This is a genomic window from Pseudaquabacterium pictum (assembly GCF_005403045.1).
GTDB lineage: Bacteria > Pseudomonadota > Gammaproteobacteria > Burkholderiales > Burkholderiaceae_C > Pseudaquabacterium > Pseudaquabacterium pictum.
Map to the genome: position 1 here is coordinate 122,041 of NZ_BJCL01000004.1, position 23,548 is coordinate 145,588.

Consider the following 23,548-nt stretch of genomic DNA (forward strand, 5'->3'; position numbering starts at 1 on the left):
GCAGAGCCCGACTGCCGATGATCCTGCGCCCGCGACTCCAACCGTATGCCATCGCCAGCCTCGCCTGCCTGACCCTGATCGGGTCGGCCGCCTACGACCTGTACCGGGAACGGATGCAGGCCGTCCAGACCGCCCGTGGCCAGACTGCGGCGCTGGTGCGTCTGCTGGAAGAGACCGCACACCAGCTGTTCCGGCGCGCCGATGCCGAGCTGGACCTTCTGGCGCAGAACCCGGCCCCCGCACGCGGCGTGCTCCCGTCCGACGGCTTCCTGCACTCGGCAGGTCCGGCCGGGGTGGGCGCCGGCACCGACGCTGCATGGCGCACACGCCTGGAACAAGGCCGCGCCGGCGTGCTCCAGGTCGACCGCCTGCGGCGGGATGCCGACGGCCGCTGGCGCCTGGCGATCGGCAAACGCGTGCCGCCGGCATCCGGCGCGGACGGCGTGGCCTGGCAGGCGCAGCTCGACCTGCAGCCATTGCAGCGCCTGCTGGACACGGCCGACACCCGCAACAACGGCTTTGCCACGCTCTTCACACGCGACGGCTGGCTGCTGGCCACGGCGCCGCGCAACGACGCCCTGCCGCTGCGCAATTGGGGCGACGCGCCCATGTTCACGCAGCACCTGCCGCGCGCACCGAACGACACCGTGCAGCAGGTCGTGGTGCGCGATGGCACCGAGCGCCTCTACAGCTACCGCACCGTGCGCGACTTCCCGCTGGTCATCTCGGCCGGCATCTCCCTGACCGACGCGCTGGCAGCCTGGCGCCAGCGGGTGGCCTGGCATGGCGTGCTGCTCGGGCTGGTGTCGGTGGCCTTCTTCGCCGGCGCCTTCGGCATGTCACGCACCATCCGTCGCCGCGAAGAAGTGCAGCAGGCGCTGGTCGATGCGCGTGTCGACGCCGAGCGCAGCGAAGCCTTCTTGCGCACCCTCACCGACAACCTGCCGCTGCGCATCGCCTACTTCGACACGTCGCTGCGCTACCGCTTCGCCAACCGCACGCAGTGCCAGGATCTCGGCCTGCCGCGCGAGCGCATCCTGGGGCACACGCACGAAGCGCTGACCGGGCACGCCGCGACGGACCCGCTGGCATCGGCCATCGCGCTGGCGCTGCAGGGCGAGGCGCAGAACCTCGAGATCGAGGAGACCGACGCACGCGGTCATCGGGCACTGGCCACCCTGCTGGTGCCCGAACGCGACGCCAGCGGCCGTGTCGCCGGGCTCTATGCCGCCAGCCTGGACATCACCGAACGCTTCGCGCAGCGCCGCCGGCTGGATGCCGCCCTGCAGGAGCGCGAGACCCTGCTGCGCGAGGTCTACCACCGGGTGAAGAACAACCTGCAGGTCATCCAGAGCCTGCTGCGCCTGCAGCGCCGCAACCTGGCCGACCGCGCGGCCCAGGAGGCGCTGGACGAGAGCGCCAGCCGCGTCCGGGCGATGGCGCTGGTGCATGAGCGGCTCTACCAGTCGGCATCGCTGGAGGCCGTGTCCCTGCGCGACTACACGCTGGAGCTGCTGCAGTACCTGGACGAGACGCTGGGTGCCAGCGCCCGCGGGGTGCGGTTGCAGGCCGATGTGGTGGTGTTCGAGGCCCGGATCGAGGCCGCCATCCCCTACGGCCTGCTGGTCAACGAACTGGTGAGCAACAGCCTGAAGCATGGCTTCGCCACCGGCGCCGGCGGCACCGTGCAGCTGACGGTGGAGCGCGCCGACCGCGGCCTGCGCCTGACGCTGCAGGACGATGGCGCCGGTCTCCCCGCAGGCTTCACGCTCGGCGCCGATGCGTCCATGGGCCTGCAGCTGGCCGCCAGCCTCGCCGCGCAGCTGGGCGGCAAGCTCACGGCGCACAATGACGGCGGCGCCGTCTTCACCACGGCCATGCCTGCGTTCGCCAAGCCCGACCACGACTGACCCACCTGTGAACCCGTCCATCCTGATCGTCGAAGACGAAGCCATCGTTGCGCTGGATCTCAAGCTCCAGCTCCAGGACCTGGGCTACCTGGTGGCCGGCATCGCAGGCAGTGCCGCCGAGGCGGTGGCTGCGGTGCAAGAACACCGACCGAGCCTGGTGCTGATGGATGTGCGCCTGCAGGGGCCGGGCGATGGCATCCAGGCGGCCGAACAGATCCAGCGCGAGCGGCCAACGCCCCTGATCTTCCTCACTTCGCACAGCGATGCCGACACCGTGCAGCGCGCGGCCCGCACGGCACCCTATGGCTACCTCACGAAGCCGTACCAGCTCAAGGAGCTGCGGGCAGGCATCGAAGTGGCGCTGACCAAGGCGCGGCTGGAACGGCAGCTGCGCGAGGCCGACCGCTGGTTTGCCAACACCTTGCAGTGCGTGGCCGATGGCGTGGTGGTCACCGATCTGGAGGGGCGGATCCGGTTCCTGAACCCGGCCGCCGAGAGCCTGACGGGCTGGCCCAGCGAAGATGCCGCCGGGCGCCAGGTGGAAGACGTCGTCCAGCTGCAAGGCAGCGACGACGGGCTGGCAGAGGCCGCGTCGGCCCTGGTGCGCGGCGTCATCGCGGAGGGCCGGCCCAGGCCGGTCGCGCATGGCCGGCGGCTGCAGCGCCGGGAAGGCTCCGAGCGGGTGGTGGACAACAGCGCCGGCCCCGTCCGCACGGACGATGGCCAGCCGCTGGGGGCGGTGCTGGTGCTGCGCGACGCGACCGAGCGCCTGGCGCACGAAGCCCAGCTGCGCGCCAGCGAGGAACGTTTCCGCAGTGCCTTCGACCTGGCGCCGCTGGGCATGGCGCTGGTGTCCTTCGACGGCCGCTTCCTCCAGGTCAACGATGCGCTGTGCCGCCTGCTGCGGCTGCCGCGCGAACAGCTGCAGAGCGGCAGCCAGGTCGACCTCACCTTCGCGGCCGACCGCGAGCACGAGGCCCGGCGCCTGCACGAGCTGGCGGCGGGCCAGGCCCTGGTGGTGCAGTTCGAGAAGCGCTACCTCCGGCCGGCACCGCAGGAGCCGGTGTGGACGCTGGTCAGCGTCTCCCAGCTCAACGACGGCCCGAATGCGACCTGCCACCTCTACCAGGTGCACGACCTGAGCGAGCAGAAGCAGGCCGCCGAGCACCTGGCCGAACTGGCGCAGGAGCGCATGCGCCGCGAAGCCAGCGAGCTGGCCAGCGCGCACAAGAGCGAGTTCCTGTCACGCGTCAGCCACGAGATGCGCACGCCGCTCAATGCGGTGATCGGCTTCGCGCAGCTGATGCAGATGGGCAACGCGGCGCTCGAACCCCAGCAGCTGCGGCTCTACGTCGACCACATCCGCAGCGCTGGCGAACATCTGCTCGGCCTGGTGACGGACCTGCTCGATCTGAACCGCGCCTCGCAGGGCTCGCTGCAGCTGGATCTGCAGCCCACGCCGGTGGTCCGCGCCGTCGAGGACACCCGCATGCTGCTCGAAGGTCTGGCGCAGTCGCATGGCATCACGCTGTCGGCCGCTGTCCCCGCCGGCCTGCAGGTGCTGGCCGATGCGCAGCGCCTGCGCCAGGTGTTGTTGAACCTGGGATCCAACGCCATCAAGTACAACCGGCAGGGCGGCCAGGTGCAGGTGGCGGCGCAGGCCGATGCCACCGGTGGCGTGACCATCACCGTGCAGGACACCGGGATCGGCATGACGCCGCAGCAGCTGGAGCGCCTGTTTCAGCCCTTCGACCGCCTGGGTGCCGAGCGCACGCGCGTGGAGGGCACCGGTCTCGGGATGGTGATCTGCAAGGCACTGGTGGCCGAGATGAACGGCACGCTGCGGTTGACGAGTCAGGCCCGCGTCGGCACCACGGTCACCGTCACCTTGCCTGCAGCGGGCTGACCACCGGCTGCGGCGCGGCCACCAGCCTCGGCAGGGCAGCGCTGAACCGCGCGCCCGGGGCCGATGTCGCTTGCAGCCGACCGCCGAGTTGCGTCACCAGGGCGCTGGCCAGCTGCAGGCCCATCGAGGACGGCGCCTGGACATCGAAGCCCGCCGGCAGGCCCAGGCCATCGTCGGCGATCGACAGCACCGGCACACCGTCCTGCAGCGTCAGCTCGATCTGCACCCGGCCGGTGGTCCGGCCGATGAACGCGTGCTCCATCGCATTGGTCACGAGTTCGGTCAGGATGAGGCCGTATGGAATGGCGCTGTCGGGCTGGCAGTGCAGGTCCAGCACCTCGGCCTGCAGCGACACGCCGTGCCGTGACGCGCCGGTGGCTTCGTCGATCTGCCGCAGCAGATCGGCCGTGTACCCGCGCAGCGGCAACGAGCCCAGGTCGCCGGCCTGGTACAGCCGCTCGTGCACCATGGCCATGGCCCGGACGCGGCGCGAGCTGTCCTGCAGAGCGCGCTGTGCCTGCGGATCGGCCAGGCCGCGCTGCTGCAGGCTGAGCAGGCTCTGCACCATCTGCAGGTTGTTCTTGACGCGGTGGTAGACCTCCTTGAGCAGCGTCTCGCGCTCGGCCACGGCCGTGCGCAGGCCGTCTTCGGCCAGGCGCTGCTCGGTGATGTCCCGGCCCACCGACTGGATCGCCTGCACCTCGCCGTCGGCCCCGAGCAGAGGGCGGTTGACCCACGACACCCAGCGCGCCTCGCCCGCCGCGGAGCGCATGCGGTTGACGCCGGACGCCGCCGCCCGGCTCTGCCGTGTCGCGGCCAGGTGCATGGCAACCGCGGGACGATCGGCATCGGCGACGAAGTCGAGCAGGTTGCGGCCCGCCATGTCCTGCGGCGCCAGGCCGAAGTGGTGCGCATAGGCCGCGTTGACGAAGCGCAAGGTGCCGTCCGGGTCGGCCACCGAGATCAGTTCGCTCTGATCCTCCACGATGGCGCGGTAGCGGGCCTCGCTGGTGGCCAGCGCCTGCACCGCTTCCAGGCGGGTACGCCGGTCGGCCAGCGCCAGGCTGGCGATGTGGGCCAGGCCGACCAGCACGCTGCGCTGGCCGGGCGTCAGCTGCCGCGGCTGGCGGTCGATCACGCACACCGTGCCGATGCGGTGGCCGCCGGCCACCTCGATGGGCGCGCCGGCGTAGAAGCGGATGTCCGGCCGGCCGGTCACCAGCGGGTTGTCGCAGAAGCGTGGGTCGGCCTGGGCGTCGGTCACCTCCAGCACGGCAGTCTGCTCGATGGCATGGTGGCAGAAGGCCACCTCGCGCGGCGTCTGGGTGACGCCGGGCAGCCCGATGTTGGACTTGAACCACTGGCGGTCCACGTCGACCAGCGACACCAGCGCGATCGGCACCTCGCACACCTGCGCCGCCAGCGCGGTGATGGCGTCGAACACCGGCTCGGGGGGCGTGTCCAGCACCGCCAGCGCGTTCAGCGCGACCAGGCGGCGTTCGTCGTCCAATGCGTCCATGGGGCGCGATTCTGGCCCCGCGTGCACGCCTTTGGCAGACCGGGCAGCTCAGGCGCCGGCCGGCATCAACGGCGACAGCAGGCCATCGAGCGGCTCCGGCCGGTGGATCAGGTTGCCCTGGGCGGCATCCACGCCCAGTTCGAGCAGGCGCAGGCGCACGTCGTCTCGCTCCACGTGCTCGGCCACGGTGGTCATGCCAACCACGCGCGCCACGTCGACGAAGCAGCGCACGGCCGCGTCGTCCAGCGGGTCCTCCAGCAAGTCGACCACGAACTGGCCGTCGATCTTCAGCACATCGACCGGCAGGCTCTTCAGGTGGCCGAAGGACGAGCCCGCGCCGCCAAAGTCCTCCAGCGCCACCTGGACGCCACGCGAACGCATGTGCGCGATGAACTGCGTCGCGTCGGCCAGCTGGGCCACGGCCGCGGTCTCGGTGATCTCCAGGCCGATGCAGCGGCAGATGGCCGGGCCGGCGCGGTCCAGCAGGTCGGCCATCCAGGCGTGGAAGGCGTGGTCGCCCACCGAGCGGCCTGACAGGTTCACGCTGAGGCGGTCGATCATGGCCAGCGACGGCAGCGCGCACAGCCGCAGCACCAGCGCCTCCAGCACCCAGCGGTCGATGCGGGTGGCCAGGTGCAGGCGCTCCGCAGCCGGCAGGAACAGCCCGGGCAGCGTGACCGAGCCGTCGCCGTTGTCCATGCGCAGCAGCACCTCGGCCCGCAGGCCTGGCTGCGCGCCCTTCCATGTCTGGATGCGCTGCGCATGGAGCAGGAAGCCGGTGTCGTCGAGCGCGCGCTCGATGCGCCTGGACCACTGCCCCTGGGCCTGGCGGGCCTGCAGCTCGGCATCGCTGTCGAACCAGGCGTGCACCCGGTTGCGGCCGGCCTCCTTGGCGGCGTAGCAGGCGCTGTCGGCCGCCTGCTGCAGGGCCGCCACGCTGGTCCAGCGCTGGTCGATCGGCACCAGGCCGATGCTGGTGCCGACGCGGAAGCGGCGCTCGCCGTGCACGAAGCGGAACTGGTCGACGCGTTCGCGGATCTTCTGCGCCACCTGCATGGCCTGGTCGTGGCTGCAGTGTTCCAGGATGACGGCGAATTCATCGCCACCCAGCCGTGCCACGGTGTCGCGCCCGCGGATGGCGTCGGCCAGCAGCTTGCTCACCTGTTGCAGCAGCCGGTCGCCCTCGGCGTGGCCGCAGGCATCGTTGACCTGCTTGAACTGGTCCAGGTCGATGTAGAGCAGTGCGTGGTGGCTGCCTTCTTCCTGCGCATGGCGCAGCGCGCGTTGCAGCCGGGCCTCGAATTCGGTGCGGTTGACCAGGCCGGTCAGCGCATCGTGCGTGGCGCGGTGGGTCAGTTCGCCGCGCAGGCGCCGCTGCTCGCTGACATCGTGGAAGACCAGAACCACGCCCAGCACGTCGTCCTGCGGGCCCAGGATGGGCGCCGCCGAGCCGTGCACGCCGACCTCGGTGCCGCTGCGCGCCAGCAACAAGGTGTGGTCGGCCAGGTCGACCGTGCGGTGCGAGGCCAGGCACGAGGCCACCGGGTCGCGCACCACTTCGCGCGTCTGCTCGTGCACGGTGTGGAAGACCTCGGGCATCGGCCGGCCCTGCGCCTGCGCCGATGCCCAGCCGGTCATGCGCTCTGCCGCCGGATTGAGCCAGCTGACCCGGCCTGCGGCATCGGTGGTGATCACCGCGTCGCCGATGGACTGCAGCGTCACCCGCATCAGCTCGTGCTGCCGCGCGAGCTGTGCGCTCAGCGCCTGCATGGCGGTCACGTCCCAGCTGACACCCACCAGCGCCAGTGCCTGGCCATGGTCGTCGCGGGTGATGCGGGCGGCCACGCGCATGTGGTGCGTGCCATCGCTGCGCACGACGCGGAACTCCGCCTCCAGCCGGCGCTGGCGTGCCAGTGCCAGCTCCACGGTCCGTGCCAGCGCCGCGCGGTCATCGGGATGCACGTGCAGCGACCACAGGTCGGTCGGCACATGCTCGCGGCCTGCCGGCAGCTCGTACTGGCGCACCAGCAGGCTGTCGGCCGTCAGCCGGCCCGCTGCCAGGTCGATCTCGAAGACGGCAATGCCGCCGCTGTCGGCCGCCAGGGCCATGCGCTGGTGGGCGGCCTGCAGCGCGCGGCGGTGCTCGACCGCCTCGGTGATGTCCTGCACGGCTCCCAGCAACCGGGAGGGGCGGCCGCCGTCGAGCTCGACCTGGCCCACCGTCCGCACGACGATGCGGCTGCCGTCGGTGCGGATGAGCGGTGCCTCGACATCCCAGCGGCGGCCGTCGCTGATGGCCGCCTCGAAGGCGCCGCGCATCATCGGCCGCGCCTGCGGGGCAAAGAAGGCGATGGCGGATTCCAGGTCGGGCAGGAAATCGTCGGGCACGCCATGGATGCGGCGGGTCTGCGGCGACCAGCTGAGCTGGCGCGTCGCCAGGTCCAGCTCCCAGCCGCCGACCCCGCCCACCTCGCCGGTGCGGTTGAGCAGGGCCTCGCTGCGGCGCAGGGCCTCGTCCCGGCGCTTGCGATCGCTGATGTCGATCTGCACGCCGAACATCCACTCGGGTCGGCCGTCGGGCGTGCGGGAGACGAGGCGCCCCCGGTCCTCCACCCAGATCCAGTGCCCGTCCCGGTGGCGCAGGCGCACGTCGGCGATGTAGGCATCGCTGTGCCCGGCGAAGTGCTCGCGCAACAGTTGCCGCGTGTGCGGCAGTTCGTCCGGATGCGCGAGCCCGGCCCGGAACTGGTTGTGCACCGGTCCCAGTTCCTCGGCGGTCCAGCCGATGATGGCGGCCCAGCGCGCATTGACGATGACCTCGCCGGTCTGGACGTTCCATTCCCAGGTGCCGGCCCGCGTGCTGTCGATGAGGTTGTGCAAGCGATCGCGTTCACGCTCCAGCGCGAACCGCGCCTGCTGCAGCGCCTGCTGGGTGGCCTTCATCTCGGTCACGTCGCTGGCATGCACGAAGAAGCCGACCACCTGGCCGTCGACAAGGTCAGGCAGGTAGTGCACGACGAGGTGGCCGATGCTGCCCCCGGGGCGGGCCAACTCGCGTTCGAACCGCTGCTCCTGGCCCGCCAGCACGCCTTCCACCCAGGGCCGGTACTGCGCGAACACCTCGTCTCCGAGCAAGTCCTGCAGCGTCGACCCGAGCAGGGCACCCGGCGCGCTGCTGAACCAGGCCTCGTAGGCCGGGTTGGCGAAGCGGCATCGCAGCGCCCGGTCCCAGTAGGCGACCAGTCCGGGAATGGCATCGGTGATGCCCTTGGTGAAGCGCTGGCTGGCTTCGAGGGCGATGACGGCCGACTCGGAGCGGTTGCGCTGGGCGACCAGTTCGGCTTCGAAGCGGTGCCGCTCGCGCGCCGGGAACAGCGTCCAGATGTAGGCGGCCGCGCCGTCGTGCGTGCCCAGGCGGCCGTTCAGCAGCACCGGCACGGCCTCGCCGGCCTCGGTCTTGACCGGCAGCTGGATCTCGACCACCTGCCCCGTGCGCAGCAGTGTCGGCCAGACATGGGTCTGGACGAAGATGCGGCTGGCCGGCGGCAGCAGGTCGTTCATCGGCGCGCCCAGCCAGCGGGCCCGGCTGTGGCCCACCAGCGCCACCAGTTCGGCGTTCAGGTCCAGCAGGCAGCCGCCTGCGTCCGTGACGACCACGGCGCAGGGCAGTTGGTCGAGCATGCGCATGGGCCTGGGGTCGTCCTGCATCGTCGGGTCAGGCTGGCGCCAGCAAGTCCTGCATGGCGTCGATGACCAGGTCGGGGTTGCTGAGGTGGGCGCAATGCCCGGCCACGTCGAGCACCCGCAGCCGGCTGCCCCGCAGATGGGCGTGCAGGTAGTCGCCCACGCCCAGGGGGGCCAGGCTGTCGCTGCGGTTCTGCAGGATCAGCGCGGGGCGCGTCACGCGCGGCAGGTCTGCCCGGTTGTCGGCGAAGAACGTGGCGCGTGCGAACACCTTGGCCGCCACCGGATCGGTCGAGCAGAAGCTGTCGGACAGGGACGCCGCCACCGCGCCGGCGCCTGCCGGTCCGGCCACGATGGGCGCCAGGGTCTGGGCCCAGCCCATGTAGTTCTGGTCCATCAGCGCGAGCAGCCCCTCAAGATCTTCGGGCTCGAAGCCGCCCATGTAGGCGGGTGGATGGTTGAGGAAGCAGGGCGACGGGCCGACCAGCACAAGCCGATCGAACAGCGCGGGGCGTGCGATCGATGCCAGCAGGCCGATGCTGCAGCTGACCGAGTGGCCGACGAAGGTCACGCCGGCGGTCAGGCCCAGCGCATCGCAGACCTCGAGCAGGTCCTGTGCATAGCCGTCCAGGCTGGCATAGCGCCGGCGATCGAAGGCCGACAAGTCGGACTTGCCGCTGCCGACGTAGTCGAACAACACTTGCCGGTGCGTGGAAGCAAAGGCCGGCGTGACCAGCCGCCACATGTCCTGGTTGCAGCCGAAACCGTGCGCGTACAGCAAGACCGGGCCACGGTCGCCCAGTTGCTGCACATGGTTGCGTTTGATGATGTCCATCCATCTCCTCCAGTCGGCTGGTGCAGGCTGCCGGCGATTGTGGCGTGATCCCCGCGCATGCGGCCCGCGCGCGCGGCGCCTGCGCCAGCAACGCCCTAGCGCAGCGGGATGGGCAGGCTGCGTTCCACCGACACCGCCGTCACCGCGTTCTGCGGGCTGCCTTCGATGACGCGGTCGCTGTAGGTCAGGTAGACCAGGGCATTGCGCTTGGCGTCCACCATGCGCACCACCCGCAGCCGCTTGAAGACCAGCGAGGTGCGCTCGGTGAAGATCTCGTCCTGCTGGCGCAGCGGCTTGGCAAAGCGGATCGGGCCCACCTGGCGGCAGGCGATGCTGGCCTCGGCCTTGTCCTCGGCCAGGCCCAGGCCGCCCTTGATGCCGCCGGTCTTGGCGCGCGAGACATAGCAGGTCACGCCCTGCACATCGGGATCGTCGTAGGCCTCGACCACGATCTTGTGGTCCGGGCCGATCAGCTTGAAGACGGTGTCGACCTCGCCGATGGGCTCGGCCGCGAGGCCGCCGGCGCTGGCCAGTGCCAGCAGTGCAAGCGGGAAGAGGGCGGTCAGGCGTGCGCGCATGGCGTGGCTTTCAGGACGTGGGTGCGGAGGTGGCAGGCTGCCAGCCCAGCCGTGCCGATGCGGCCTGGCCCGCCTGGCGCAGCAGGGCGGCCAGCGGGCCGTCCCAGCGGGTGTCGAGGGCGGCCGAGGGGCCGATGGCAGTGAGCGCCAGCATGATCTGGCCGCGGTGGTCCAGCACCGGCGCGGCCAGCGCGCTGACACCGGCCACCACGCCACCGTCGGCCCGCGCCAGGCCCTGGGCGCGCACCTCGGCCAGCGTGCCGGCGACGAACTGCGCCCAGCTGGGCAGGCTGCGCGCGCCGGCGGCGCGGCGCTCGGCCTCGTACAGCGGCTTGGCCGCATCGCCCAGCCAGGCCGCGAACAGCTGGCCCGAGGCGGTGCCGGTGATCGAGAACACCGTGCCGTGGCGCATGTTGATGTGCACCGCCGCCGGCGATTCGGCCAGCCGCACGATGGTGGGGCCGTGCGTGCCCCACACCGCGATGGCCACGGTGTGGCCGCTGGCGCTGGCCAGGTCCTCGATCAGCGGCGTGGCGATGCGCACCGGGTCGGCCTGCTGCAGGCTCATCAGCCCCAGCTGCAGCGCCAGCGGGCCCAGGCCGTAGCGGCCGCTGGCGCGGTCCTGCTCGACCAGGCCGATCTTGCCGAAGCTGACCAGGTACGGATGGGCCTTGGCCGCGGCCATGCCGGCGGCGGCGGCCAGGTCCTTCAGCGGCAACGGCCGACCGGCATGGGCCAGGGCCCGCAGCAGCTGGCCGCCGACCTCGATGCTCTGGATGCCGCGCTGGGCGGGGCTGGGGGCGGGCGGGGTCACGGTGCGGCGGTGGGCGGACAGCAAAGGAGAGCCCGCATTGTGCAGGCCAGTCCAGACCGGTCTGGCGGCGCCATGCAGAATGCCGGGCACTGCAACCGCATCCACTGCCCGCCATGTCCACGCCGCTCTTCCACCTGGCCTTCCCCGTCCACAGCATCGCCGCGGCCCGCGCCTTCTATGGCGACCTGCTGGGCTGCCCCGAGGGCCGCAGTTCCGACAGCTGGGTCGACTTCGACTTCTACGGCCACCAGGTGGTGGCCCACCTGTCGCCCGACGAGTGCAAGCTGGCGGCCACCGGCGAGGTGGACGGCGACGCGGTGCCGGTGCGGCACTTCGGCACCATCCTGCCGATGGCCGAGTGGGAAGCGCTGGCCGCCAAGCTGCAGGCAGTCGGCACCCGTTTCATCATCGAGCCGCATGTGCGCTTCAAGGGCGAGGTGGGCGAGCAGGCCACGATGTTCTTCCTCGATCCGTCGGGCAATGCGCTGGAATTCAAGTCGTTCGCCGACATGTCGCAGGTGTTCGCCAAGTAAGGCGTGGCGATGAAGGTCTGCATCTACGGCGTCGGCGCCATCGGCGGCTTCATCGGCGCGCGGCTGGCGGCGGCCGGCGGCTGCAGGGTCAGTGCGGTGGCGCGTGGCGACACGCTGGCCGCGCTGCAGCAGCACGGCCTGCGGCTGCGCCAGGGCGGCGCGCTGCTGACGGCGCCGGTGCAGGCCAGCGACGAGCCGGCCACGCTGGGCGTGCAGGATCTGGTGGTGATCGCGGTGAAGGGCCCGGCGCTGGGCGCGGTGGCCGCGCGCATCGCGCCGCTGATCGGCCCGCAGACCCTGCTGCTGCCGGCGATGAATGGCGTGCCCTGGTGGTTTGCAGCCGGCGCACCGGCGCTGGGCACCGCGCCGCTGGCCAGCATCGACCCTGGCGGTCACATCGCCGCGGCCCTGCCGCTGGCGCAGGTGATCGGCTGCGTGGTGCATGCCAGCACCTTCACGTCCGCGCCTGGCCTGGTGGAACACAAGATGGGCCAGGGGCTGATCCTCGGCGAGCCGCTGGGCGGTGTGTCCGACCGGGTGCAGGCCCTGGCGGGCCTGCTGCAGCAGGCCGGTTTCGACGCCACGGCATCGGCCGATGTGCGCCGGGACATCTGGTACAAGCTGTGGGGCAACATGACGATGAACCCGCTGACGGCGATCACCGGTGCCACGGTCGACAAGGTGCTGGACGACCCGCTGACCCGCGCCTTCGTCTCCCGGGCCATGGCCGAGGCGGCCACCGTGGGCGCGATGATCGGTTGCGCCATCGACCAGACGCCCGAGGACCGGCACCAGGTCACCCGCAAGCTGGGCGCCTTCAAGACCAGCATGCTGCAGGATGTGGAGGCCGGCCGGCCGATCGAGCTGGACGCGCTGGTGACGGTGGTGCAGGAGATCGCCCAGCGTGTGGGCGTGACTACGCCGAACATCGATGCGCTGCTGGGCCTGGCCCGGCTGCATGGCCGGATGCGCGGGCTGTACCCCGAGGCCGCGCCGGCCTGAGCCTCAGACCGGCCAGGGCCGGGCGCTGCTGGCCTCGTTGCGGGCCGCACTGGGCCAGCCGGCCAGCACATGCTGGTAGCGCAGCATCACCTGCGGATCGGTGATCCCCAGCCAGCCGGCCACGGTGTCGGCGCCATGGCCATGTTGGAGTTGGCGCAGCGCGAAGCTGTGGCGCAGCGGGAACGAGCCGCCACCGGCATCGGGCAGGCCGGCATCGGCCAGCACCCGTTGCGCAGCCACGTACTGCGCCACCTTGCCCCAGGGCTTGCCGCTGCGCGTGGAGGGCAGCAGCCAAGGTCCGCCGATGCCTTCGGCCGCGCGCCGGGCCAGCCAGGCGCCGAGCACCGCACCGGCCCAGTCGGCCAGCGGTGCGCTGTGCGCTGGCGCGCTGCCGTTGGCTGCGACCGCCAGCTGCCAGCGCGGGCCGTTGGCGCCGGGCTGCCGCGCGGCGTCATCCAGCCGCAGTGCCCGCACATCGCCCGGCCCCAGGCCGCCGCCCAACATCAGCGCCGCGGCACAGCGGTCGCGGCTGGTCTGCCAGCGGCCGTCGACGGCCTGGGTGAGCAGGGCCTGCAGCTGTGCCACCGCGGTCGGCAGCAGATGCAGCGGTGGCTCCGACTGCGCTGCCGGCTGGCCGGCGGGCAGCGCGGCGGCGCGCCCGGCAGGTGCGCTGCGGACCAGTGCCAGGGCCTGGGCAGGCCCGGCCGATGCCTGCTGCCGGCGCCAGGCTTCGTGCGTCTGCACCCGCCGCACCAGGCTGAGCAGCCGCTGCTGGTAACGCGGCGTCAGCAGGCCATCGGCCAGCTGCTGGCCGTGGCGGCTGGCCAGGTAACGCAGCAGCTGCTCGCCATGCAGGTCGGCCAGGCGCAGCCGGGGGCGCTGCGCGGTGCACCAGGCGCTCAGCGCCTGCCACATCGCGCGGTACACCGCCTCCGAGCTGCCGCGCCGAAGCCGGCCTGCCACGCGTTGGTGCGCCAGCCAGTGGTCGAAGGCTTGTGCGAGGGGCGGCGCCGGTTGGGACATGCTGAGAATTATGAACTAACGCCAGCCAAGCCGGATCGTGCAGGTTTCGTCAATGCTTGGCTTTTGGAGGGCGTGGTGTTGCCCGTTGGGCTGTTGCGTCCATATCGCGTTAGTTCATTTTTAAACGGGCCTGTCAGGCCGCACAATCCTTCCCTCTCAGCACAGGCCCTGCGCGCACGCCATGCAGACATCCTTGCCGCATACCAACGCGCCCTCCGAGACGGCGCTGGCCGCGCTTTGGCGTGACGCCGGACTGCCCGCCACGCCACTGGCCTGGGCCAGCCTGCCGGGGCAGGGCCAGGTGCTGCCTTCGTCGTTCGACGTCGCCACCGCGGCACAGGCCGGCATCGGCGCGGCGGCGCTGGCCGCTGCCTGGCTGTGGCACTGGCGCACCGGCCAGGCACAACAGGTGCGGGTCGACCGCGCCCAGGCCACGGTGGAGTGTTCAGGCGCCTTCAGCATCGACGGTCACGCACCCGACCTGTGGGACAAGCTGTCGGGCCTGTATGCCTGCGGTAGCGCCGCCGGCCAGCCAGGGTGGGTGCGGGTGCATGCCAACTTCGCCCACCACCGCGATACCGCCTTGCAGGTGCTGGGCCTGCCGCCCGGCCCCGACACCGACCGCGCCGCCGTCACCCAGGCCCTGCAGGGCTGGACCGCCACCGACTACGAACAGGCAGTGGCCGATGCCGGCGGGGTGGTGGCCGCCGCCCGCAGCTTTGCCGATTGGGATGCCCATCCGCAGGCCCGGGTGCTGGCCAGCCAGCCGGTGCTGGCCATCACGCCGATTGCCGGTGGCGACGCGCCCCCGCACCCCTGGGCAGCGCTGTCGACCCCACCGAACGGCGACGCCCAACCGCTGACCGGCCTGCGCGTGCTGGACCTCACCCGCATCCTGGCCGGCCCGGTGGCCGGCCGCTGCCTGGCGGCCCATGGTGCGGATGTGCTGCTGGTCAACGGCCCGCACCTAACCAACATCGCGGCCATCGCCGACACCAGCCGCGGCAAGCTGTCCACCCAGATCGATCTGCGCACCGAGGCCGGCCGCGCAGCGCTGCAGGGCCTGGCCAGCCAGGCCCATGTGTTCCTGCAGGGCTACCGCCCCGGCGCGCTGGCGGGCCATGGCTTCAGCCCGGAGGCACTGGCGCAGCGGCACCCGGGCATCGTGGTGGCCAGCCTGTCGGCCTATGGCGACAGCGGCCCCTGGGCCGGCCGCCGCGGCTTCGATTCCCTGGTGCAGACAGCGACCGGCTTCAACCTGGCCGAGGCCGCCGCCGCAGGCAGCACCACCCCCAGGGCCCAGCCGGTGCAGATCCTCGACTACACCGCCGGCCACCTGCTGGCCTTCGGCATCCAGGCGGCGCTGTGGCGCCAGGCCACCCAGGGCGGCAGCTGGCAGGTGCGCGTCACACTGGCTGGCGTGGCCAACTGGTTGCGTGCGATGGGGCAGGACGCCAGCGGCCTCGCCGCCCGGGCGCCCGATGCCGAGGTCTGGATGGACGACAGCGACAGCGGCTTCGGCCAGGGCGGCCCCGGCCGGCTGCGGGCGCTGCGCCATGCCGCCTGGCTGTCGGCCACACCACCGCGCTGGCGCCGCCCGTCGATGCCGCCGGGCAGCCACCCGGCCGCCTGGCCCTGAGGCGGCCGGGCCGGCTGCCGCGGCGTCAGCCGGCGGCGGGCACCTGCTGCAGATGCAGCGTGAACGTGGCGCCGTCGCCGACCACGCTGTGCACCGTGATGTCGCCACGCAGCGCCTGGGCCAGCATGCGGGCGATCGACAGACCCAGGCCATGCCCCTCCACGCCGCTGAACTCGGCGCCCAGGCGGTTGAAAGGCTGGAACAGCGCCGCCTGCTGCAATGCAGTGAGCCCCGGCCCGGTGTCCTGCACCTGCAGGGCCAGCCGGCCGCTGCCGTCGGCGGGCACCAGCTGCACCTGCACCCGGCCACCGGGCCGGTTGTACTTGATGGCGTTGGACAGCAGGTTGATCAGCACCTGGCGCAGCGGCGTCGGCTCGGCCAGCACCCAGGGTGCCGGCTGCGGCGGCAGCGGCAGGGACAGCGCCACGCCCCGTGCCTGGGCCAGCGGCTCGCACAGGGCCACGCAGTCGGCCAGCAGCGGCCACAGCGCCACCGGCTGCAGCGCCGGCCGATGGCCGGCCTCCACCTGGGTCAGGTCCAGCACCTGGTTGATCAGCGACAGCAGGTGCTGACCGGCATGCAGCACATGCTGCACCTTGTCCTTGCTGGCCGGCGGCACCTGCGGGTCCATCAGCACCAGCTCGGAGAAGCCGTTGATCGCATTCAGCGGTGTGCGCAGCTCATGGCTGACGCGTGACAGGAAGGCCGACTTCGCCGCACTCGCCGCCTCGGCGGATTCCTTGGCCTGGCGCAAGGCCTCGGCCTCGCGCTCGACGGTCACGTCGACGAACGCAACGATCACCCGCTGCAACTGGCCGCCGGCGTCGAACTGCGGGTAGCCGGTGACCATCACCCAGGTGTGCGCCTGTGGCGGCATGTCGGCGCCCAGGTCAGCGGCGATGCCCAGCAGCAGCGGCGGCAGCGGTTCGCGGCTGCGCAGCAGGCGGCTCACCGGGTAGGCCGGCGGCGGCAGGCGCTGCCCTTGCGCGTCAACGAAGCACCAGGCCGGGTCGGCCACGGTGCGGCCCGCCATCTGCGCCGGGCTCAGCCGCAGCAGGCTGCTGGCGCGGTCATTGAACACCTCGATGGCGCTGTCGGGCAGGTGCGTCACCACCGCCACCGGCAGGTTCTGGATCAGCGTGCGGTACTGCTGCTCGCCGGCCTGCAACTGGGCGCGGGCGGCGGCATTGGCCGCCACCATGCGGTTGAACTCGCGCGCCACCTCGGCCATCTCCCGCGGGCCGGTCTCCTGCGCACGGCGGCTGTCGTCGCCGGCGGCCACATCGCGGGCGGCGCTGGCCAGCCCCTGCATCGGCGCGGCGATCGCCCGGCCCACCCGCCAGGCCGCCAGCCCGGCGCACAGCAGCATCAGCAGGGCGGCGGCCAGCGCGCGGTTGCGGGTGGCGCGGTAGCCCTGCAGCGTGTCGTCCTCGGGCAGCGAGGCCACCACCACCCAGTCGGTCAGCGGCACCGGCCGCATCGAGAACAGCCGCCGCGAGCCGTCGAAGCCGGTCTCGACGAACTGCCGCACCTCGGCATCGCCGCGGCCGGCCGCGGCGTCCCGGCGCAGCTGGTCGACCAGCCTGGCCACGCTCTCGACGGCAACCTTGCCCACCCGCGCCTCCTGCTGCTGCGACTGCAGCACCACCCGGTTCCGGCCATCGACCACCGCCACCCGGGCCTGCGGCGGCAGGCGCGCAAACAGCCGCTGGTGCAGCTGCTTCAGATCCACCGGCGAGACCAGCAGCCCCTCTGCCTGGCCATTGGCCGAGACCACTGCATGGGTCAGCCGCACGGCCCAGGGTTGCTGCACCGTGCCGGGGTGCACGCCGCTGACGCGAAAGCCCGGCTGCTGCACCGCCTGCTGGAACCAGTCGGACGCCGCCACCACGGCCCGCGGGGGCGGATTGGCCAGCTCGGAGCAGACCGAATCGCCATTGGTGCGCCGCAGCGCCAGCGCCTTGTACGACGGCAGCACCGCGCGGAAGTCGCGGAACAGCGGATCGCAGTCGGCGGAGTCGAGCGCCCGCACCTTGGGCCGCGCCGCCACTGCCGCCAGCATGGCCTGGGCGTCCTGCACCACCCAGCGCAGGGCCTCGGCGGTGCCGCCGGCCATCAGGTCGGCCTGGGCGTAGGCGTCGCGCATCGCGATCGCGCGCAGCTGCACCAGGTACCAGGCGGTGCCGGCCAGCGCCGGCAACAGGCCGATGCCGATCAGCAGCCACAGGCCGGTGCGCAAGCCGGGCAGCCGGCGCGCCGCAGGGTGCGTCCCGGCAGCACCGACAGCGGGCCGTGCCGCCGCCAGCGCCGTCTCCAGCGTGAGCGCGCCGCCAGACCATGCAGGCGTGGCATCGGGCACTGCAGGGTCAGGCAACTCGGGCATCGGCCGATCCGGCTGCAAGCGCTGCCGACGTCTCCCATGCCATTGCAGCAGCGCACCATGGCCGGCCCAGTATGGCAGAGCAGGGCGCGCTGCGGGCCTCTTAAACTGGCGCGATGCAGTGGTGGCGAACCTGGTGGGCACGGCGGCGTGGCGCAACGGCGTCGGCAGTGCCATTGAGCGATCGCCAGCAGGCCCAGGCCCTGATCGCCGCCATCGACCGCGGCGGCTTGCCGCTGAACCCGGCGCGGGTCAACCAGATCGCCCGCGGCCTGGGGCTGGAGGTGTCGGCCCGCGCGCCGATGGAGCAGACCATCGAGCGCATCCGCCAGGCACTGGCGCGCTGCGGCTGAGGCTCACACCATCAGCATGCCGCCGTCCAGCAGGATGGATTGGCCGGTCATGCCGTCGCTCTCGGCCGATCCCAGGTAGACCGCCAGGTGGGCGATCTCCTGCGGCTGCAGGAAGCGCCGCAGCGGCACCCGCGCCTTGCCGTTGGCCAGGATCTGCTCGAAGCTCAGCCCGGTGATGGCGCTGTGGGCGCTGAAGTTCTGCAGCATGTCGGTCTCGACGAAGCCGGGGCAGATGGCGTTGATGCAGATGCCCAGCGGGCCCAGCTCCACCGCGGCGCAGCGGGTCAGGCCCACCAGCGCATGCTTGCTGGCGTTGTAGGCGCTCTGGTTCATCGAGCCGCCCTTGCCGGCGGTGCTGGCGATGTTGACCACCTTGCCCGCGCCCTGGGTGCGCATCTGCCGCAGGCTCAGCTGCAGCACATGGAAGGCGCCGTACAGGTTCACCTGCATCACCCGGTCGAAGTCCTCGGGCGTGGTGTCGAGCAGCGTGGCGGCGTGGTACACGCCGGCGTTGTTGACCAGCACGTCGATGCCGCCCAGGCGGGCCACCATGGTGTCGATCATCACCTGCACCGCAGCACGGTCGGCCACGTCCAACGCCAGCGCCAGCACCTCGGCGCCGCGGGCCTCGGCCTGGGCACGGGTGTTGGCCAGGCCGTCCAGTGTGGTGGCAGCCAGGCACAGGCGGGCGCCTTCCTCGGCATAGCGCAGTGCGATGGCCTGGCCGATGCCGCGGCTGGCGCCGGTGATCAGCACACGGCGGCCGGCCAGGCGGCCGGGGCGGGGTGTCGCCGGGGGTGTCGCGGAAGTGAATGCCGTCATGGAACGATCCTGGGAAGGTGGGCGCAGGGCTTGCATGATGCCCAGCGGACCCACCACCAGCCACCCGAGGACACCCGATGGACGCGCAGACCCTGAACCCCCTGACCGAGCAGCAGATCCTGGATGCGGTGGCGGCGCTGCAGCCCCAGTCGGTCGCCCTGCTGGCCGAACTGGTGGCCCAGCCGTCGCTGCTGGGTGACGAGGCCGGCGCCCAGGTGCTGATGGCGCGCGAGTTCGCAGCGCTGGGCCTGCGCGTGCATGAGTTCGAAGTCGACCAGGCCAAGATCCAGGACCACCCCGGCTATTCGCCGTCGATCCTGCACTATGCCGGCCGGCGCAACGTGGTCGGCATCCACCAGCCGGCCGGGCCGGTGCGTGGCCGCAGCCTGATCCTCAACGGCCACATCGACGTGGTGCCGGTGGGCACCGACAGCCTGTGGTCCAGCCCGCCGTTCGCGCCGCGCATCGAAGGCGATCCGCTCAGCGGCAAGCTCTACGGCCGCGGCGCGGCCGACATGAAGGCCGGCATCGTGGCCTACACCCAGGCCTTCCGCGCGCTGCAGGCGCTGGGCTACGAGCCGGCGGCGCCGGTCTACCTGCAGAGCGTGGTCGAGGAGGAATGCACCGGCAACGGCGCGCTGGCCTGCCTGGTCGAGGGTTACACCGCCGACGCGGCCATCATCCCCGAGCCGTTCGAAGGCGTGATGAGCGCGCAGATGGGCGTGATGTGGCTGACCATCGACGTGCACGGCCTGCCGGTGCATGCCTCGGTGGCGCACACCGGCATGTCGGCCATCGGCTATGCCCAGCAGATGGTGGAGTGGCTGAAGGAGCTGGAGACGGCCTGGAACCGGCCGTCCGCGCGCCATGCCTGCTATGCCGGCCACCCGCATCCGATCAACTTCAACCTGGGCAGGATCAGCGGTGGCGAGTGGACCAGCAGCGTGCCCACGCACTGCCGGGTCGACATGCGCCTGGGCTTCTATCCCGGCCGCACGCCGGCCGAGGTGCGCGCCGAGGTCGAGGCCCACCTGGCCGCCAGCCATGCCCGGCACCCCGGCAATGCCAGCCTGAAATACAGCATCACCTACCAGGGCTTCCAGGCCCAGGGCTGCGTGGTCGACATCGGCGCACCGGCCATCCAGCAGCTGCTGCAGGCCCACCGCGACATCGCCGGCACCGACGCGCCGCTGAACGCCACGCCGGCCACGACCGACGTGCGCTTCTTCCACCTCTACGGCCAGATCCCCAGCACCTGTTACGGGCCCAACGGCTCCGACATCCACGGCATCGATGAATGGGTGTCGCTGTCCAGCATGCAACGCGTCACCGCGGTGCTGGCGCTGTACATCGCGCGCTGGTGCGGCCTGAACCGGCGGGCCGCTTGAGCGCAACAGCCACCGGGCTGCGCAGCCTCCAGCCCGTCTGGGCGATCCTGCTGGGCGCGGCCACCGTGCTCAGCCTGAGCCTGGGCCTGCGCCAGAGTCTGGGCATCTTCATGCCGCCGATCACCCAGGGGCCGCAGTCCATCGGCATCACCGTGGCGCAGTTCACCGCCGCGGTGGCGGTGCAGAACCTGGCCTGGGGCCTGCTGCAGCCGCTGGCCGGCGCCTGGGCGGCGCGGGTGGGGTTCCGGCCGCTGATGGTGGCCGGCGCCGTGCTGTACGTGGCCGCATTGGTGCTGCTGGCCAGCGCGCAGGGCCTGCTGGCGGTGGTGCTCAGTGCGGGCGTGATGATCGGCGCGTCGCTGGCCTGCACCGGCTCGGCGCTGACGATGTCGGTGGCCACGCGGGTGGTCTCGCCGGCCAACCGCAGCCTGGTGCTGGGCATGGTGTCGGCGGTGGGCTCGCTGGGCGCGATGATCGCCGCGCCCATCGGCCAGATGCTGGCCGCCGACCACGGCTGGCGCTGGGGCGTGGCCGGCTTCGCGATCCTGTCGCTGGTGATGATTCCGGCCGCCTGGGTGGCCGGCCGGGCCGACAAGGTGCCGCTGCCCGCGCCGGTGGCCGGCACGGCCGATGGCGGCTCGGCCATGCAGGCGGTGCGCCAGGCGCTGCACAGCGTGTCCTTCCTGGTGATGGCCGGTGCGTACTTCGTCTGCGGCATGCAGCTGGTCTTCCTCACCACCCACCTGCCGGCCTACCTGGCCATCTGCGGCATGGACCCGATGCTCAGCGCCCAGGCGCTGGGCATGATCGGCGCGTTCAACGTGCTGGGCAGCCTGTTCTTCGGCTGGGCCGGCGGACGCTGGAACAAGCAGGTGCTGCTGGGCCTGCTGTACTGCACCCGCTCGCTGGTGCTGGCGGCCTACTTCGTGGCGCCACCCACGCCCGCCAGCACGCTGGTGTTTGCCGGCGTGATGGGTTTCCTGTGGCTGGGCGTGGCGCCGCTGGTGGCCGGCAGCGTGGCCGAGATGTTCGGCCTGCGCTGGCAGGCCATGATCCAGGGCGTGGCTTTCTTCAGCCACCAGATGGGCAGCTTCCTGGGCGCCTTCGGCGGCGGCCTGCTCTACACCTGGCTGGGCAACTATGAACTGGCCTGGCGGGTGGGGGTGGGGCTGGGCTTGTTCGCCGGGTTGGTGCAGATGGCGGTGGCCATCGGGCGACCACCGGCGGCGGGCCGGCTGGCGCCGGCCTGATCAACCGCGCCCAGATTCAGGCCTGGGCCATGTAGACGTCGTCCAGGCTCACATCGTGCAGCCGCAGGCGGCGGCCGGTGGCCACCAGGCCGAGCTGCTCCAGCGCATCGGCCGCGCGGTTGTAGTCGTCCAGGCCGAAGGCGCGGGCGACGCGGTAGACCTGGCCGTTGCGGGCCAGGATGCCCAGGTTCAGGGCGATGCCGCCGCCGGTCAGCAGATCGGCGCCGGGCCGCAACGCCTGCACGATCTGGGTGTCGTTCGGCAGCGGCGGGATGTGGTCGATGACCCAGGTGTGCATGGTGTTGGTGCCTCCGTGCATGGGCTGTGGTGCTGGCCGGCCTGTGGGCCCGCCATCCGCACACAGCCAAGCCAGTTTCGGGCCAGCGCCACGCCTTGGGTTGTGACCAACCGCACAGGTTTCAGGTGCGCAGCGTCAGCCCGCCATCGGCCACCAGGCCGTGGCCGGTGATGAAGTCGGCCTCGTCGCTGGCCAGCAGCAGCACCGAGCGGGCCATGTCGATCGGCTGGCCCAGGCGGCGCAGCGCGGCCTTCTTGGCCCAGATGGCGGCGATCTTCTCGTCGGCGAAGCTCTTGGCCGTCATGCCGGTGTGGATGGCGCCGGGCAGCAGGTAGTTCACCGTGATGCCGTGCTTGCCCAGTTCCAGCGCCAGGGTCTTGCTGAGGCCGGCCACCGCATGCTTGCTGGCGGTGTAGGCACTCAGGCCGATGTCGGTGCGCTCGGCCATCACGCTGGCGGTGTTGATGATGCGGGCGCGGCCGGTGATGGCCGCCCGTGCCCGCAACGCCGGGATGGCGGCGCGGCAGAGCCGGAACACCGCCCGGGTGTTGACGCTGAACACCCGGTCCCATTCGGCATCGGTGCTCAGCTCGCCCAGCGCGTTGTAGGACACGCCGGCGTTGTTGAACAGGATGTCGAGCTGGCCGCCGCCGGCCTGCAGCGCGGCGGCCACGATGGCCTCGGCCGCGCCGTCGGCCGCCACGTCCTGCGCCAGGGCATGCACCCGGTCGACGCCGGCATGCGCAGTGTCGATGGCACTGCCCGGGCGGTCGACGGCCAGCACGGTGGCACCTTCGGCGGCAAACAGCTGGGCGGTGGCGCGGCCGATGCCCGAGGCCGCGCCGGTGACGATGGCGACCTTGCCGGCCAGGCGTTGCAGTGCAGCAGTCATGGGTGTCTCCGGTGGATGTTGTCGCTGCAGTGTGCGGCGCCGGCACCTGCGGGTTCTTGCACCCAGGTGACATGCCGCGGCCGTTCACAATCGGCCATCCACCCGAGGAGCCCGCATGCCCGCCACCGTCGACTACTACTTCGCCACCGTCTCGCCCTGGGCCTACCTGGGCCATGCCCGCTTCGTGGCGATGACCCGGGCGGCCGGTGCCACGGTGCGGGTCAAGCCGGTGGACTACGGCGAGATCTTCCCGGTCTCCGGCGGGCTGCCACTGGCCAAGCGGGCACCGCAGCGCCAGGCCTACCGGCTGGTGGAACTCAAGCGCTTCAGCGACTTCCTCGGCATCCCGCTGCATCCGCAGCCGGCCTTCTTCCCGGTCAATGGCAACCCGGCCGCCCACCTGATCCTGGCGACCGATGCTGCGCTGGGCAGCGCCGCCGCGCTGGACCTGGCCGGCCGGGTGGGCACCGCCATCTGGGCGCAGCAGCGCAACGTGGCCGATGCCGAGGTGCTGGCCGCCCTGGTGGCCGAGGCCGGCCTGCCGGCCAGCCTGCTGGACGCCGCCGGGCTGGAGGCCGCCGCAACGCGCTACACCACACTCACCGCCGAGGCACGCGACCTGGGCGTGTTCGGCGCGCCCACCTACGTGATCGACGGCGAGCTGTTCTGGGGCCAGGACCGGCTGGACTTCGTGCAGCGGCGGCTGCAGGCGGGCTGACCCG

19 protein-coding genes are annotated in these 23,548 nt (G+C 72.0%); 9 read left to right on the forward strand and 10 right to left on the reverse strand.

Annotated features, from left to right (window positions below):
- The first annotated feature begins 17 nt into the window (after positions 1 to 17).
- The gene (locus FFT10_RS10145; RefSeq protein WP_137732703.1) at positions 18 to 1,910 is read left to right on the forward strand and encodes a sensor histidine kinase; all 1,893 of its coding nucleotides are present in this window, start codon (positions 18 to 20) and stop codon (positions 1,908 to 1,910) included.
- A gap of 7 nt (positions 1,911 to 1,917) precedes the next feature.
- Positions 1,918 to 3,816 carry a hybrid sensor histidine kinase/response regulator gene (locus FFT10_RS10150; protein ID WP_162520750.1) on the forward strand — a complete coding sequence of 633 codons (1,899 nt, stop codon included), beginning with the start codon at positions 1,918 to 1,920 and terminating at the stop codon, positions 3,814 to 3,816.
- On the opposite strand, the gene FFT10_RS10155 is transcribed toward FFT10_RS10150, so the two are convergent.
- The 5 genes from FFT10_RS10155 to FFT10_RS10175 form a co-directional block, all read right to left on the reverse strand.
- The gene (locus FFT10_RS10155) at positions 3,794 to 5,335 is read right to left on the reverse strand and encodes a sensor histidine kinase (protein WP_137732705.1); all 1,542 of its coding nucleotides are present in this window, start codon (positions 5,333 to 5,335) and stop codon (positions 3,794 to 3,796) included. The genes FFT10_RS10150 and FFT10_RS10155 overlap by 23 nt on opposite strands.
- Positions 5,336 to 5,383: 48 nt before the next feature.
- Positions 5,384 to 9,016 carry a bifunctional diguanylate cyclase/phosphodiesterase gene (locus FFT10_RS10160; protein WP_162520751.1) on the reverse strand — a complete coding sequence of 1,211 codons (3,633 nt, stop codon included), beginning with the start codon at positions 9,014 to 9,016 and terminating at the stop codon, positions 5,384 to 5,386.
- 34 nt (positions 9,017 to 9,050) lie between these two features.
- Positions 9,051 to 9,854, reverse strand: coding sequence for an alpha/beta fold hydrolase (locus tag FFT10_RS10165; protein ID WP_137732707.1), 804 nt, complete (start codon positions 9,852 to 9,854; stop codon positions 9,051 to 9,053).
- A gap of 95 nt (positions 9,855 to 9,949) precedes the next feature.
- Positions 9,950 to 10,432, reverse strand: a complete 483-nt coding sequence (locus FFT10_RS10170) for a CreA family protein (RefSeq protein WP_137732708.1) — start codon at positions 10,430 to 10,432, stop codon at positions 9,950 to 9,952.
- 10 nt (positions 10,433 to 10,442) lie between these two features.
- Positions 10,443 to 11,246: an IclR family transcriptional regulator gene (locus FFT10_RS10175; protein ID WP_137732709.1), complete on the reverse strand. Its 804-nt coding sequence runs from the start codon at positions 11,244 to 11,246 to the stop codon at positions 10,443 to 10,445.
- A gap of 113 nt (positions 11,247 to 11,359) precedes the next feature.
- Here FFT10_RS10175 and FFT10_RS10180 point away from each other — a divergent pair, with 113 nt between their 5' ends.
- Both FFT10_RS10180 and FFT10_RS10185 read left to right on the forward strand, forming a co-directional pair.
- Positions 11,360 to 11,779: a VOC family protein gene (locus FFT10_RS10180; RefSeq protein ID WP_137732710.1), complete on the forward strand. Its 420-nt coding sequence runs from the start codon at positions 11,360 to 11,362 to the stop codon at positions 11,777 to 11,779.
- A 9-nt stretch (positions 11,780 to 11,788) separates the two neighbouring features.
- Positions 11,789 to 12,781, forward strand: a complete 993-nt coding sequence (locus tag FFT10_RS10185) for a 2-dehydropantoate 2-reductase (protein ID WP_137732711.1) — start codon at positions 11,789 to 11,791, stop codon at positions 12,779 to 12,781.
- A gap of 3 nt (positions 12,782 to 12,784) precedes the next feature.
- Here FFT10_RS10185 and FFT10_RS10190 read toward each other — a convergent pair whose 3' ends face one another.
- Entirely contained in the window at positions 12,785 to 13,804 is a 1,020-nt protein-coding gene (locus FFT10_RS10190; RefSeq protein ID WP_137732712.1) for a site-specific integrase, read from the reverse strand.
- A gap of 193 nt (positions 13,805 to 13,997) precedes the next feature.
- On the opposite strand from FFT10_RS10190, the gene FFT10_RS10195 reads away from it, so the two are divergent.
- On the forward strand, positions 13,998 to 15,443 hold the full coding sequence (locus tag FFT10_RS10195; protein WP_373282497.1) for a CoA transferase: 1,446 nt from the start codon (positions 13,998 to 14,000) through the stop codon (positions 15,441 to 15,443).
- Between the two features lie 25 nt (positions 15,444 to 15,468).
- On the opposite strand, the gene FFT10_RS10200 is transcribed toward FFT10_RS10195, so the two are convergent.
- Positions 15,469 to 17,826: a sensor histidine kinase gene (locus FFT10_RS10200; protein WP_162520752.1), complete on the reverse strand. Its 2,358-nt coding sequence runs from the start codon at positions 17,824 to 17,826 to the stop codon at positions 15,469 to 15,471.
- A gap of 167 nt (positions 17,827 to 17,993) precedes the next feature.
- On the opposite strand from FFT10_RS10200, the gene FFT10_RS10205 reads away from it, so the two are divergent.
- Positions 17,994 to 18,176, forward strand: a complete 183-nt coding sequence (locus FFT10_RS10205) for a hypothetical protein (protein WP_228027048.1) — start codon at positions 17,994 to 17,996, stop codon at positions 18,174 to 18,176.
- Between the two features lie 3 nt (positions 18,177 to 18,179).
- Here the strand turns inward: FFT10_RS10205 and FFT10_RS10210 are convergent, their stop codons facing one another.
- Positions 18,180 to 18,998, reverse strand: coding sequence for an SDR family NAD(P)-dependent oxidoreductase (locus FFT10_RS10210; protein WP_162520753.1), 819 nt, complete (start codon positions 18,996 to 18,998; stop codon positions 18,180 to 18,182).
- Positions 18,999 to 19,075: 77 nt separating this feature from the next.
- On the opposite strand from FFT10_RS10210, the gene FFT10_RS10215 reads away from it, so the two are divergent.
- Entirely contained in the window at positions 19,076 to 20,386 is a 1,311-nt protein-coding gene (locus tag FFT10_RS10215) for a M20 family metallopeptidase (RefSeq protein ID WP_137732717.1), read from the forward strand.
- A complete protein-coding gene (locus tag FFT10_RS10220; protein WP_265575335.1) occupies positions 20,383 to 21,636 on the forward strand; it encodes an MFS transporter in 1,254 nt (417 codons plus the stop codon). Before FFT10_RS10215 ends, FFT10_RS10220 begins: the two co-directional genes overlap by 4 nt.
- Positions 21,637 to 21,652: 16 nt before the next feature.
- Here the strand turns inward: FFT10_RS10220 and FFT10_RS10225 are convergent, their stop codons facing one another.
- Entirely contained in the window at positions 21,653 to 21,934 is a 282-nt protein-coding gene (locus FFT10_RS10225; protein ID WP_137732719.1) for a hypothetical protein, read from the reverse strand.
- A gap of 121 nt (positions 21,935 to 22,055) precedes the next feature.
- Complete coding sequence (locus FFT10_RS10230; RefSeq protein WP_137732720.1) at positions 22,056 to 22,826, reverse strand: SDR family NAD(P)-dependent oxidoreductase; 771 nt, start codon at positions 22,824 to 22,826, stop codon at positions 22,056 to 22,058.
- A 115-nt stretch (positions 22,827 to 22,941) separates the two neighbouring features.
- On the opposite strand from FFT10_RS10230, the gene FFT10_RS10235 reads away from it, so the two are divergent.
- Positions 22,942 to 23,544: a 2-hydroxychromene-2-carboxylate isomerase gene (locus FFT10_RS10235; protein ID WP_137732721.1), complete on the forward strand. Its 603-nt coding sequence runs from the start codon at positions 22,942 to 22,944 to the stop codon at positions 23,542 to 23,544.
- Positions 23,545 to 23,548: the final 4 nt, after the last annotated feature.

Excerpts from the sequence above, each read along its gene's own strand:
- FFT10_RS10145 (WP_137732703.1), top strand. The coding sequence starts at position 18 with ATGATCCTGCGCCCGCGACTCCAACCGTATGCCATCGCCAGCCTCGCC.
- FFT10_RS10155 (WP_137732705.1), bottom strand. The coding sequence starts at position 5,335 with ATGGACGCATTGGACGACGAACGCCGCCTGGTCGCGCTGAACGCGCTG.
- FFT10_RS10160 (WP_162520751.1), bottom strand. The coding sequence starts at position 9,016 with ATGCTCGACCAACTGCCCTGCGCCGTGGTCGTCACGGACGCAGGCGGC.
- FFT10_RS10165 (WP_137732707.1), bottom strand. The coding sequence starts at position 9,854 with ATGGACATCATCAAACGCAACCATGTGCAGCAACTGGGCGACCGTGGC.
- FFT10_RS10170 (WP_137732708.1), bottom strand. The coding sequence starts at position 10,432 with ATGCGCGCACGCCTGACCGCCCTCTTCCCGCTTGCACTGCTGGCACTG.
- FFT10_RS10180 (WP_137732710.1), top strand. The coding sequence starts at position 11,360 with ATGTCCACGCCGCTCTTCCACCTGGCCTTCCCCGTCCACAGCATCGCC.
- FFT10_RS10185 (WP_137732711.1), top strand. The coding sequence starts at position 11,789 with ATGAAGGTCTGCATCTACGGCGTCGGCGCCATCGGCGGCTTCATCGGC.
- FFT10_RS10190 (WP_137732712.1), bottom strand. The coding sequence starts at position 13,804 with ATGTCCCAACCGGCGCCGCCCCTCGCACAAGCCTTCGACCACTGGCTG.
- FFT10_RS10200 (WP_162520752.1), bottom strand. The coding sequence starts at position 17,826 with ATGCCCGAGTTGCCTGACCCTGCAGTGCCCGATGCCACGCCTGCATGG.
- FFT10_RS10210 (WP_162520753.1), bottom strand. The coding sequence starts at position 18,998 with ATGACGGCATTCACTTCCGCGACACCCCCGGCGACACCCCGCCCCGGC.
- FFT10_RS10215 (WP_137732717.1), top strand. The coding sequence starts at position 19,076 with ATGGACGCGCAGACCCTGAACCCCCTGACCGAGCAGCAGATCCTGGAT.
- FFT10_RS10225 (WP_137732719.1), bottom strand. The coding sequence starts at position 21,934 with ATGCACACCTGGGTCATCGACCACATCCCGCCGCTGCCGAACGACACC.
- FFT10_RS10230 (WP_137732720.1), bottom strand. The coding sequence starts at position 22,826 with ATGACTGCTGCACTGCAACGCCTGGCCGGCAAGGTCGCCATCGTCACC.
- FFT10_RS10235 (WP_137732721.1), top strand. The coding sequence starts at position 22,942 with ATGCCCGCCACCGTCGACTACTACTTCGCCACCGTCTCGCCCTGGGCC.